A 12,282-nucleotide genomic window follows, 5' to 3' on the forward strand; every position below is an offset into this window, starting at 1 on the left:
GACGCGCGACCGTTCTGGCGAACCGCCGCAGGCCGGGAAGACCGGCGACGAGAGCCATAGTGCAATACCGTCCGCTAAGGCTCTCTAGGGCGCGCCGTAGATATGGCCAGAATATTCCGACCGAACGCGCTACGGTGTCGGGGCATGGACCCCGTGCGCAATCCGTATGCCCCCGGCGCGGGACAGCGCCCACCCGAATTGGCCGGACGCGACAAACAACTCACGGCTTTCGACATCGTGCTCGAACGCGTCGCGCGCGGCCGGCCGGAACGCAGCGTCGTACTCACCGGTCTGCGCGGTGTGGGGAAGACCGTGCTGCTCAACCAACTTCGCTCGGCCGCGATATCGCGCGGTTGGGGCACCGGCAAGATCGAAGCGCGGCCGGACCAGGAACTGCGGCGCCCGCTCTCCTCGGCGCTGCACATGGCGGCGCGAGCGATCGCCACGTCGCACCGCAATCCGGAACGGGTGGACGATTTCCTCGGCATTCTCAAGGCTTTCGCGTTGCGGTCCGCCGCGGACAAGGGCATGCGAGAACGCTGGCAGCCCGGCATCGATGTCCCGGCGGTGAGCGGACGGGCCGATTCCGGCGACATCGAGATCGATCTGGTGGAACTGCTCATCGAGGCCGCGGCGCTGGCCGGCGACATCGGCGTCGGCATCGCGATCTTCATCGACGAAATGCAGGATCTCGGACCGGCGGACATCTCCGCGATCTGCGGCGCGTGCCACGAACTGAGCCAGGACGCGGCGCCGCTGATCGTGGTCGGCGCGGGTCTGCCCCATCTGCCCGCGGTGCTGTCCGCCTCGAAAAGCTACTCCGAGCGACTATTCAGCTACCACCGCATCGATCGGCTGGACCGGGAATCGGCGGACCAAGCGCTGATCGCTCCCGCCCAGCGGGAAGACGTGAAGTTCACCGACGACGCGCTGGACGCGCTGTATCGCAAGGCCGACGGCTACCCGTATTTCGTCCAGGCGTACGGCAAGGCCACCTGGGATCAGGCGCCGGAGAGCCCGATCACGGCCGAGGACGTCGAAGTGGCCTCGCCCGCCGCCGAGGAGGAGTTGGCGGTCGGTTTCTTCGGCTCCCGTTACGAGCGGGCAACGCCGGCCGAACGGGAATACATGCGCGCCATGGCCGACCTGTCCGGCGACGACGGTCCGGTGGCGACCGCGGCCGTGGCCAACGAACTCGGTCGCAAACCCGCGTCCCTCTCACCCGCTCGCGACGGCCTGATCAAGAAAGGTCTGATCTATTCCGCCGAGCGCGGCACGATCGGATTCACCGTGCCGCACTTCGGCCGCTATCTGCGCTCGGTCTGACCGCCGACCGCCCGAGCGGCGGGGGATTGCCCAGTATTCGCCTATCTTCCATGATCAATAGAATTTCGTAGATATCTGTCGACCAGCAGGGCTACCGGTGGGTAACAAACCCTCCTACACTCGGATGTGATCCTGCTCACGTCCGAGGGAGGACATCATGGCGACAGCCGCAAAAGTCGACGCCACCGAAGAACAGGCCCGCGCACTGGTCGAGGAGTCCCGCGAAACGAGCTGGGCCAAGCCCTCCTTCGCCAAGGAGATGTTCCTCGGCCGGTTCCGGCTCGACCTGATCCATCCCTTCCCGCAACCGGAAGCCGAGGACTCCGAGCGGACCGAGGCGTTCCTGGCCCGGCTGCGGACGCTGTGCGAATCCATGGACGGCTCGGTGATCGAAGCGGAGGGCCGGATCCCGGAGGAATACGTCAAGGGTCTGGCCGAACTCGGCTGCTTCGGCCTGAAGATCCCGCAATCCTATGGCGGTCAGGGTCTTTGCCAGCTCGGCTACAACCGTGCGCTGATGCTGGTCGGCTCGACGCACCCGAGCCTCGGCGTCCTGCTCTCGGCGCACCAGTCCATCGGCGTGCCCGAACCGCTCAAGCTGGCGGGCACCGAGGAGCAGAAGGCCGAGTTCCTGCCGCGCTGCGCGGCCGGAGCGGTCAGCGCGTTCCTGCTCACCGAGCCCGATGTCGGCTCCGACCCGGCCAGGATGGCCAGCACCGCGACCCCGACCGAAGACGGCGAAGCCTACGTGCTCAACGGCGTGAAGTTGTGGACGACCAACGGCGTGGTCGCCGAGCTGCTGGTGGTGATGGCCCGGGTGCCCAAGAGCGAGGGGCATCGCGGCGGCATCTCGGCGTTCGTGGTCGAGGCCGATTCCCCGGGCATCACGGTGGAACGCCGCAACTCCTTCATGGGCCTGCGCGGCATCGAGAACGGGCTGACCCGGATGCACGAGGTCCGGGTACCCAAGCGCAACCTGATCGGACGGGAGGGTGACGGCCTCAAGATCGCGCTCACCACGCTCAACGCGGGCAGGCTCGCCATCCCCGCGCTGTGCACCGCCGCCGCCAAGTGGTCGTTGAAGATCGCGCGGGAGTGGAGCACGCAGCGCGTGCAGTGGGGCAGGCCGGTCGGCGAGCACGCCGCGGTCGGCCAGAAGATCGCGTTCATCGCGGCCACCACGTTCGCGCTGGAAGCGGCGCTCGACCTGTCGGCCACCATGGCCGACGAAGGACGCAACGACATCCGCATCGAAGCGGCGCTGGCCAAACTGTGGGCCAGCGAGATGAGTTGTCAGATCGCCGACGAACTCGTGCAGATCCGCGGCGGCCGCGGCTACGAGACAGCGGCCTCGCTCGCCGCGCGGGGCGAGCGGGCCGTCCCCGCCGAGCAGCTGGTGCGCGACCTGCGAATCAACCGCATCTTCGAGGGCTCCAGCGAGATCATGCGACTGCTGATCGCCCGGGAGATGGCCGACGCCCACATGGCGGCCGCGGGGGCGCTGGTCGACCGGAAGGCCGAGTTCAAGGACAAGGCGAAGGCGGCGGTCGGCGCGACGGGGTTCTACGCCAAATGGTTCCCGCAGCTGGCCGTCGGAGCGGGCACGGTGCCCGCGGCCTACACCGAATTCGGAGTACTGGCCAGGCACCTGCGGTTCGTCGAGCGCAGTGCGCGCAAGCAGGCGCGGTCGCTGATGTACGCGATGGGCCGCTGGCAGGCGGGTCTGGAATACCGCCAGAACTTCCTCGGCCGGATCGTCGACATCGGCGCCGAGTTGTTCGCCATGTCGGCGGCCTGCATGCGCGCCCAGTCGATGCGCGCCGCCGGCGCGCCGGAGAGCAAGGCGGCCGAGGAACTGGCCGACGCCTTCTGCAGGCAGTCGCGCCTGCGGGTGCGCAAGCTGTTCGACGCCTTGTGGGAGAACACCGACGACGACGACCGCACGCTCACCCGAGGCGTGCTCGACGGCCGCTACGAGTGGCTGGAGGACGGCGTGCTCGATCCGAGCGAGGGCACCGGGCCGTGGATCGCGGAGTGGCAGATGGGTCCGTCGACCGAGGAGAACCTTCTGCGCCCGTTCCTGCCCTCGACGCGAACCCGAGCGGAGGCGTGAGCAGCGCGGGGCGTCGACCGGCAATTTATTCGGCAGTATCGGATTTCCACTAGAAATCGGCATATTCGCCTCGCGCCCCCGCGCGGGGCGAAGCCTGCGCGGGTGGGGATCACCGTGATCTAAAGGAATCTACTGACTTGGCTATCGCTCTGTAGATTTTTCGGACGTGTGCGGCGCCGACCGCTGGATCGACCGGCAGCCTCAGTTGGACAACGTGTGCATAACGGCAGGTGTGGGCCGTTAACGAGATGGAAATCCAGCTCGACAACCGGGCAAGAAGCGCCTGCCTGGCGCCTCGCCCCAGGAGAGTGCCATGTCCACGCTCAGCGCCCGCCGCGCCGCCGATTACGACGGCCACCGCGTCACGGTGTCGACCGAGGACGGCGTTCCCCTCGCGGTCCGCGTCTTCGGCGCCGCGGAAGCTCCCGCGACCGTCGTCTTCGTCCACGGCCACTGCCTGCACACCGAATCCTGGTCCTACCTGCGCGAGCACCTGCTGCGGCGGTGGGGAAGCGACACCAGGATGGTGTTCTACGACCACCGCGGCCACGGTGCGTCCGGGGTGGCGCATCCCTCGACCTACACCATCGAGCAACTCGGCCACGACCTGGACACCGTGCTGCGGACGGTCGCGCCGACCGGGCCGGTGATCCTGGTGGGCCACTCGATGGGCGCCATGGTGGTGCTCGTCTACGCCCGGCTCCATCCGGAGGCCGTCGGCGCCCGGATCGTGGGCGTCGGACTGCTCGCGGGCGCGGCCGGCGCGATCACCGAGGTCGGGCTCGCGCGCCTGCTCAACCGCCGGGCGGTGACCTCGTTGCAAGCGGCCGTCACCCGCGCTCCGCGGGCGATGCGGACCTCCCAGCGCCTGACCCGCCGAGTGCTCGCGCCGCTGCTGCGCGAGGCCGGCTCGGGCGCCAGGAAGATGAACCCGCGGATGGCCGCACTGGCCACCGCGATGCTGAGCGACACGCCCCTGCTCACCATGGCCGGCTTCCTGCACTCGCTGATCACCTTCGACGAGACCGCGACACTGCACCGCCTCGGCGCCATCCCCGCGCTGGTGCTGGCGGGCTCGGCGGACCTCATCGTGCCGTTCGCGCATTCGGTGGCGCTGGCCTCCCAGCTGGCCGGTTCCGAACTGGTGCGCCTGGAGGGCGCCGGACACAGCGTCATGCTCGAGCGGGCCGAAGAGGTCGCTCTGTCCATCGCGGCGCTCGTCGAACGCGCCTTCGCCATGGCACCCCCGCACACCGACTACATGGCCGCTGGCTGATCTTCGGCAAATAAAGGGCAACTATCGGATTTCGGCCCCGCACGAGCCAGGAGCGGATTCTTTCGGTACTGTGTTGTAGATCACGTTGTGTGGTGGGTCACACGACTCGGTGTCGCGCGGTCCGAGGCAGAAGGGCACCGCGCGCCAAACGCCGAGTTCGCATGTCCGCCAAGGAATCAGGAGGTTTCGATGACTCGCAGCGAATTCGCGGAACTACGCTACGCGGTCGGCCAGCTCCGGCAATCCATCGGCGTACTGCGCACCCAGTTCGGCGACGCCAGCACGGTGCGCCGATTGGAGAACGATCTCGAGCGCCTCGTCATCGACGCCGACGAACTCGAGCAGTCTCCGCCGCCGGAGGTACGACGCCGCCCCCAGGACGTCATCTACGTGCCGGACAGCAAGTCCGATGAGGCGGCCTGGATGGGCGCGCAGGACGAGGGACTGGGCTTCCACTCCCGGCCACGGACCAAGTAGCCCGGGTTGGGCGGCACCCGCCGCCCAATTCGGTGCGTCCCGGTCCGACCCCCGCCGGGTCGGCCGCACGCGCGATGAAGACCCGCGGGGCGACAGGCGCACCATGCGTGACGAGCCGCGCTACGGCGAACACTCGTGGCGACCAACTGCGGGCCACACCGAACGACGGCGCGGCCAGCCGCATACAACACCGAACACACTGGTCACGCCCCTCGCGTGACGAACACACCCGTGGTCACGAGCCCCGCTACGCCGACAAGCTGCGTTACGAGCACCGCGTGGCAACGAGCGCTCCACACCGCGACGAACGCGGCTCGCCCAACGAGCCATCCCGCCAGGGCTGACCGTGCGGCGACCGCCGACTTGCCCACCGCTCGGCGGCGCTCCGGCCGCGGCCGAGAACGACGAGTTCCAGACCTAAGCGTTCTCCGGTAGGCGGGCAACTCGGCGGCAAACCACGCGATATGCCATCGCGGCGACGCATGGAACCCGGCGGCGGAATCGCAACCGACGGCAATTCGACCGACCAGGAATGGCATCGACGCCGGGCCGAGACCCGCCGCCCGCACCGACGCTCTGGTGGACTCGCTCCGGACCGTGTGGACACCGGCCCACCTCGGCTGACAGCAGCGCGAAGCTCGCTTGGGTCCTGTCATCGAGCAGTGCCCCAACGCCGCGCCGCTCAAATGCCAGTCACTCGACGAGCCCATCCGGGCCGACCTCGAGCCGCGATCCTTCCCGGCCCCGGCACCACTCCAAACTCGTTCCGCTTCAAACGAGTTCGAAAAGTCCGGTTGGCCCGCTGCCCGGCGTAAGCAATCATGCGGCGCACGCGATGTGGCGTAAATCATACGGTTGACGGCGGGGCGGGTTTGTCGAGACCCCGTCAGATCAATAGCGGACGTGTCGTATGGTGCTCAGCATCACATTCGATTGCGGAGGTAACGATGACCACCCGCACACAAGATCAGCGAGGCATCCACCTGTGAGTGCCGCACCGACCGCCGCCCCCGAAGCGGGCACCGGCGTATTCAGCAGAACAAGGGCCCGAATCTCGGAACGCACATTGCGCACCGACCGATGGTGGATCCCCCCACTCGTCACGGTGCTCGGCCTTGGCGCGTTCCTTGTCTACGGCTTGATCAGATCGTATGTGCGCACGGCATATTGGGTGCCGGACTACCACTACCTGACGCCCTTCTACTCGCCGTGCCTGAGCACCTCGTGCGTGCCGGGTTCGAGTCATTTCGGGACGCCCTTCGGCGAACTGCCCGCGATTCTGCCCCTCGGCTTCGTGGTGCTGCCCTTCCTGCTCGGCTTCCGCCTGACCTGCTACTACTACCGCAAGGCCTACTACCGGTCGGTGTGGTTCTCGCCGCCCGCCTGCGCCGTCGCCGAGCCGCACGCGAAGTACACCGGCGAGACCAAGCTGCCGCTGATCATCCAGAACGCGCACCGCTACTTCTTCTATGTGGCCGTGATCGTCTCGGTGATCAACACCTACGACGCGATCGTCGCGTTCCACGGCAAATCCGGCGGCTTCGGTTTCGGCCTCGGCAATATCGTGCTGCTCGGCAACGTGATCCTGCTGTGGGCGTACACGCTGTCCTGCCACTCGTGCAGGCATATCGCCGGCGGACGGTTGAAGAATTTCTCCGCGCACCCGGTGCGCTACTGGTTCTGGACTCAGGTCTCCAAGCTGAACACCCGGCACATGGCGCTGGCCTGGACCACCCTCGGCACGCTCGTGCTGACCGACTTCTACGTGATGTTGGTTGCCAGCAACACGATTTCGGACCTGCGGTTCATCGACTGACCGCCAAATCGAGGAGTTTCTCTGCATGGCAGAAGTGGAACGGCACAAGTACGACGTCGTCGTGATCGGAGCGGGCGGCGCCGGGTTGCGGGCGGTCATCGAAGCCAGGGAACACGGCCTGTCCGTCGCCGTGGTGTGCAAATCGCTTTTCGGCAAAGCCCACACCGTGATGGCCGAGGGAGGCTGCGCGGCGTCGATGGGCAACGCCAACGAGAAGGACAATTGGCAGGTTCATTTCCGCGACACGATGCGGGGCGGCAAGTTCCTCAACAACTGGCGCATGGCCGAATTGCATGCCCAGGAGGCGCCCGACCGGGTGTGGGAACTGGAGACCTACGGGGCCCTGTTCGACCGCACCGCGGACGGCCGCATCAGCCAGCGCAATTTCGGTGGTCACACCTACCCCCGGCTCGCGCACGTCGGTGACCGCACCGGCCTCGAGATCATCCGCACCATGCAGCAGAAGATCGTCTCGCTGCAGCAAGAGGATTTCGCCGAGACCGGTGACTACGAGAAGCGCATCAAGGTGTTCGCCGAGTGCACCATCACCGAGTTGCTCAAGGACGGCGACCGCATCTCCGGCGCGTTCGGCTACTGGCGTGAATCCGGTCGCTTCATCTTGTTCGAGACCCCCGCCGTGGTGCTGGCGACCGGTGGCATCGGCAAGTCCTACAAGGTGACCTCGAACTCCTGGGAGTACACCGGCGACGGGCACGCGCTGGCGCTGCGCGCGGGCGCGACGCTGATCAACATGGAGTTCCTGCAGTTCCACCCGACCGGCATGGTCTGGCCGCCGAGCGTGAAGGGCATCCTCGTCACCGAGGGCGTGCGCGGCGACGGCGGGGTGCTGAAGAACACCGAGGGCAAGCGGTTCATGTTCGACTACATTCCGCCGGTCTTCAAAGGGCAGTACGCCGAGACCGAGGAAGAGGCCGATCAATGGCTTCGGGACAACGACTCGGCGCGGCGCACGCCGGATCTGCTGCCGCGCGACGAGGTCGCCCGCGCGATCAACGAAGAGGTCAAGGCCGGGCGCGGCACCGAACACGGCGGCGTGTACTTGGACATCGCCTCCCGGATGCCGGCCGAGGAGATCGTCCGGCGGCTGCCCTCGATGCACCATCAGTTCAAAGAACTCGCGGACGTGGACATCACCAAGGAGCCGATGGAGGTCGGGCCCACCTGTCACTACGTGATGGGCGGGGTGGAGGTCGACCCGGACACGGGTGCGGCCACGGTGCCCGGTCTGTTCGCCGCGGGCGAGTGCAGCGGTGGCATGCACGGGTCGAATCGGCTCGGCGGTAACTCGCTGTCGGACCTGCTGGTGTTCGGCCGCCGGGCCGGCCTCGGCGCCGCCGCCTATGTGGAACAGCTCGGCGAGCGGCCCTCGGTCTCGGAGGGCGATGTCACGAAGGCCGCGAAGGCCGCGGTAGCGCCGTTCGATCCGCCCAGCGACGGCAAGGGGGAGAACCCGTACACTTTGCACACCGATCTGCAGCAGACGATGAACGACCTGGTCGGCATCATCCGCAAGGAGCACGAGGTCCGCGAGGCGATCGACAAGCTCGCGCAGCTGCGCGCCCGCTTCCGTCACGTGACGGTGGAGGGCCATCGCCAGTTCAATCCCGGCTGGCATCTCGCGCTCGATCTGCAGAACATGCTGCTGGTCAGCGAATGCGTGGCACACGCGGCGCTGTTGCGGACCGAGAGCCGCGGCGGGCACACCCGCGACGACCACCCGTCGATGGATCCGGATTGGCGGAACAAGCTGCTGGTCTGCGCGGTGGACCCGGGAACGGCCGGGGAGCCGATCCCCGACGTCACGGTGACGCGCAAGGAACAACAACCGATGCGATCGGACCTGCTCGCCCTCTTCGATCTCGGCGAGCTCGAAAAGTACTACACCCCGGACGAACTCGCCGGGCACCCGGCCGCGGCCGGGCATTCGACGGAGCGAGAGGCGTAACGATGGGTTACGACGCCAAATTCCGCGTATGGCGCGGCGATCTCGACGGCGGAGAACTGCACGACTTCACCGTGCTGGTGAACGAGGGCGAGGTGGTGCTCGACATCATCCACCGATTACAGGCCACGCAGGCGCCCGATCTTGCGGTGCGCTGGAACTGTAAGGCGGGCAAGTGCGGTTCGTGTTCGGCCGAAGTGAACGGGCGGCCGCGTCTGCTGTGCATGACGCGAATGTCCACCTTCGATCCGGACGAGGTGATCACGGTGACGCCGATGCGCACCTTCCCCGTGATCAAGGACCTCGTGACGGACGTGTCGTTCAACTACGAAAAGGCGCGCCAGATCCCGTCTTTCACGCCGCCCGCCGATCTCAAACCGGGCGAGTACCGGATGAAGCAGATCGATGTGGAGCGTTCGCAGGAATTCCGCAAATGCATCGAGTGCTTCCTGTGCCAGAACACCTGTCACGTGGTGCGCGACCACGAGGAGAACAAGACGGCGTTCGCCGGGCCGCGCTATCTGATGCGGATCACCGAATTGGAGATGCATCCGCTGGATGTCGGCGATCGGACCGATCTCGCCCAGGACGAGCAGGGGCTCGGCCTGTGCAATATCACCAAGTGCTGCACCGAGGTCTGTCCGGAACATATCAAGATCACCGACAACGCGCTGATCCCGATGAAGGAACGGGTGGCCGATCGCAAATACGACCCGGTGGTATGGCTGGGAAACAAGCTGTTCCGCCGTTAGACGCGAAGACCGGCCGGGAGCGATCCCGGCCGGTCGGCGCACCCTTACAGCATTGCCACTACACCGAGGGCGACGATCCACACCAGCAGGCCGACGAGCAGCGCCGACAGCAGCGAGCTGGTGAGGACGAAGACTCCGACCGCCGACACCGCGAACAACAGTGCGACGATCAGCCATTCCACCCAATCATCCGGACGCAATTTCTTGTACCGGGGATGGGAACTCTTGAGCCCACGGTCCACGAATAGAGGACTACCCGTATTTCAGCTGCGGCAAACGTCGTTTCGTTGTCGAATATCCGTCATTTCGTGATGTTCGAAGGCGCCCTAACGCGGCCGATCGAACTCACCGTCGTGCACCCCGGCCGTGAAAGCGGCCCACTCTCCGGGGGTGAAGACCAGCACCGGCCCGTCGGGGTCCTTCCCGTTGCGTAGGCCCACGTGTCCGTCGGCGAGCAGCGCCACCTCCACGCTGTCGTTGCCCGACCCCTCTCCGGCCTTTCGCCAGGTAGCGCCGGTCAGGTCGATGTTCGCGTTGCCTTGAATGCTCACGAATTGGACTCCTTCGCTGTCCGCCGAGGCGGACGTGTACGGACCGGGCGTCCAGCACTCCGGCTGGCCGCATGCACGCGCGCCCGATCGTACCGCCGCTGAGCGACACTGTCGGGCGAACGACGAGGCCGGACGATCCGGCCGGTGTCACCGGCCGGACCCGACGATTCCGGCGAAACACGCAGCGCGACCACGCTCTCAGCGGCGGCGCTGCGCCGGCTCGGCCCACGCGCGGATGGCCGCGACCACCACCCGGCCGGAAGGGCGAAACTGGTTGCGCGGCGGAACGATCCACCGGCGAATGGCGCCGACCGCCGCCGTCGGAGACGGCAACGCGATCGTCGATCCGGTCCGGGAGATCGACACGTCCAGCCGGAACAACTCCGCGAACAGCCGCGTATCGCTTTCGGGCAGGTCCGGCGCGATCAGGAAGGTCCACCGATTCGACCGAGGGTGCGCCAGGATCGGGCCGAGCCGAACGCTCTTGCTCTGCATGTGCGCCTTGACCGCCTGCCCCAGGCTGCTCGGCATGGTCAACGCCCAGACCGATCCGGCGCGCATCACGATCCGGCCGAGTTCGGGTGGGTCCACGACGGCGGGGAGGTCACATTCGCGCCGATAGAACTGGCATCTGGACCCTGGTGTATCCCCGAGTGGCCTCTGCTTCACTGACAACCCCCTGCAGTTGTAGTTCGACATTTAGATGTGCGTCATACCGAAAGCCCCTGCGATTCGACTGCGCCCCCGCTCGTGCCGAGGTGCATACGGAGATGGCGCACCTCTAGTTTCGCGTTGCCGCCCCACGGACAAACTGATAAAGACAGTGCAAAACTGGGAAAAATGTTTGCGCCGCGGGACGTATGTGAACGCTTCAGTGCCAGCTGTGGTCGGTCAGCGGGGTACGGGGGCCGAACTTGGGTTTGTGGAATTGGCCGCTGATTTCGAGCAGACGGATCGCCCGATAGCGGTGCGGGCGCAGCGGTTCCAGATATTCGACCATCGCCTCGTCGTCCAGCGGACGGCCGAGCAGGGTCCAGCCGACGGCGGCGGCAAGGTGGTAATCGCCGACCGATAACGCGTCCGCGTCGCCGAACGCCCGCTGCGCGATCTCCGCGGCGGTCCACACCCCGATACCGGGGACGCTGCGCAGCATCCGCGCCGCCTCGGCCGGATCGACCCGCGCCGCGCGCTCCAACGACTCGGCGATCCGCGCCGCGCGCACGATGGTCTGCGCGCGCTGCGGTCCGACGTTGGCCCGGTGGTAGACCCAGGAGGGGATGCGCCGCCAGGTTTCGGCGTCCGGCGGCAGCAGCATTCCCTCCGGCGCGGGGCCCGGCGCGGGTTCGCCGAACCGCCGTACCAACTTGCGCCACGACGCCCGCGCGGAGACGGTGTGCACTTTCTGTTCCAGCACGGCGGGCACCAGGGCTTCGAAGACCAGGCCGGTGCGCAGCATGCGCAGGCCGGGGAAGCGGCGATGGGCGTCGGCGAGCTTGGGATGATCAGGGAGGAACGCCGAGACGTCCTCGTCCAAGCAGAGCATGTGCTCGAGACCGTCGAGGAATTCCGCCGCGCCCGGCCCCCAGGCACGCGCCTGCACCGCGCACGGGCCGGACTGGGTCAATCGGTAGGTGACCGGCCCGGTCGGCAAACGGGAGGCGTGCCAGTGTGCGCCGTCGCCGGTCACTCGGTGGCACGGGTCCCCGGAGCCGCGGCCGAGCGGCGCGACGGTGCAGGTCAGATCGATCGGACGATCCGCGGTCACGGTCCGGCTCGCTACCGGCTCGACCGTCACGCTGCGCACCCGCATCATTCTGCCCCGTGCGGCGCGCGGGCGCGCGTCCCCCTCTACTCGCGTGGCGCGGATTATCATCCGAGCCACACCAGAGGGGCTTTCATGCCATTCGCGCATAATCGGAGTTTGCGCGATCTGATGTAACAGCAAGGGATGCAGGGCGATATCGATTTCGATCGGCAAATAGTTAGCAGAAGCCATGACGGAGGTTCT

11 protein-coding genes are annotated in these 12,282 nt (G+C 67.0%); 7 read left to right on the forward strand and 4 right to left on the reverse strand.

Going from position 1 to position 12,282, the window contains the following annotated elements; translation table 11 throughout:
• Window positions 1–144 precede the first annotated feature (144 nt).
• The 7 genes from ON27_RS28820 to ON27_RS28850 all read left to right on the forward strand — a co-directional run bounded on the left by ON27_RS28820 (window position 145) and on the right by ON27_RS28850 (window position 9,723).
• Window positions 145–1,326 (forward strand): ATP-binding protein, encoded by a 1,182-nt coding sequence (locus ON27_RS28820; protein WP_043734436.1) that lies wholly within the window; start codon window positions 145–147, stop codon window positions 1,324–1,326.
• Window positions 1,327–1,483: 157 nt separating this feature from the next.
• Complete coding sequence (locus ON27_RS28825; protein ID WP_043734439.1) at window positions 1,484–3,439, forward strand: acyl-CoA dehydrogenase family protein; 1,956 nt, start codon at window positions 1,484–1,486, stop codon at window positions 3,437–3,439.
• Between the two features lie 313 nt (window positions 3,440–3,752).
• Window positions 3,753–4,715 carry an alpha/beta fold hydrolase gene (locus tag ON27_RS28830; protein WP_043734441.1) on the forward strand — a complete coding sequence of 321 codons (963 nt, stop codon included), beginning with the start codon at window positions 3,753–3,755 and terminating at the stop codon, window positions 4,713–4,715.
• Between the two features lie 189 nt (window positions 4,716–4,904).
• A complete protein-coding gene (locus ON27_RS28835) occupies window positions 4,905–5,192 on the forward strand; it encodes an Rv0250c family protein (protein ID WP_043734443.1) in 288 nt (95 codons plus the stop codon).
• A 985-nt stretch (window positions 5,193–6,177) separates the two neighbouring features.
• Window positions 6,178–7,008: a succinate dehydrogenase subunit SdhC gene (gene sdhC, locus ON27_RS28840; protein WP_043734444.1), complete on the forward strand. Its 831-nt coding sequence runs from the start codon at window positions 6,178–6,180 to the stop codon at window positions 7,006–7,008.
• Window positions 7,009–7,033: 25 nt separating this feature from the next.
• Complete coding sequence (locus ON27_RS28845) at window positions 7,034–8,974, forward strand: fumarate reductase/succinate dehydrogenase flavoprotein subunit (protein WP_043734446.1); 1,941 nt, start codon at window positions 7,034–7,036, stop codon at window positions 8,972–8,974.
• 2 nt (window positions 8,975–8,976) lie between these two features.
• Window positions 8,977–9,723, forward strand: a complete 747-nt coding sequence (locus ON27_RS28850) for a succinate dehydrogenase/fumarate reductase iron-sulfur subunit (protein ID WP_043734447.1) — start codon at window positions 8,977–8,979, stop codon at window positions 9,721–9,723.
• A gap of 44 nt (window positions 9,724–9,767) precedes the next feature.
• Here the strand turns inward: ON27_RS28850 and ON27_RS28855 are convergent, their stop codons facing one another.
• From ON27_RS28855 to ON27_RS28870, 4 genes are all read right to left on the reverse strand, one after another.
• On the reverse strand, window positions 9,768–9,965 hold the full coding sequence (locus tag ON27_RS28855) for a hypothetical protein (protein WP_043734453.1): 198 nt from the start codon (window positions 9,963–9,965) through the stop codon (window positions 9,768–9,770).
• Window positions 9,966–10,049: 84 nt separating this feature from the next.
• Window positions 10,050–10,274: a DUF397 domain-containing protein gene (locus ON27_RS28860; protein ID WP_051047084.1), complete on the reverse strand. Its 225-nt coding sequence runs from the start codon at window positions 10,272–10,274 to the stop codon at window positions 10,050–10,052.
• 198 nt (window positions 10,275–10,472) lie between these two features.
• On the reverse strand, window positions 10,473–10,865 hold the full coding sequence (locus ON27_RS28865; RefSeq protein ID WP_245560262.1) for a DUF1616 domain-containing protein: 393 nt from the start codon (window positions 10,863–10,865) through the stop codon (window positions 10,473–10,475).
• A 280-nt stretch (window positions 10,866–11,145) separates the two neighbouring features.
• Window positions 11,146–12,087 carry a DNA-3-methyladenine glycosylase family protein gene (locus ON27_RS28870; RefSeq protein ID WP_218003051.1) on the reverse strand — a complete coding sequence of 314 codons (942 nt, stop codon included), beginning with the start codon at window positions 12,085–12,087 and terminating at the stop codon, window positions 11,146–11,148.
• Between the last annotated feature and the right edge of the window lie 195 nt (window positions 12,088–12,282).

It is taken from the genome of Nocardia asiatica NBRC 100129 (assembly GCF_000308415.1).
Taxonomy (GTDB): domain Bacteria; phylum Actinomycetota; class Actinomycetes; order Mycobacteriales; family Mycobacteriaceae; genus Nocardia; species Nocardia asiatica.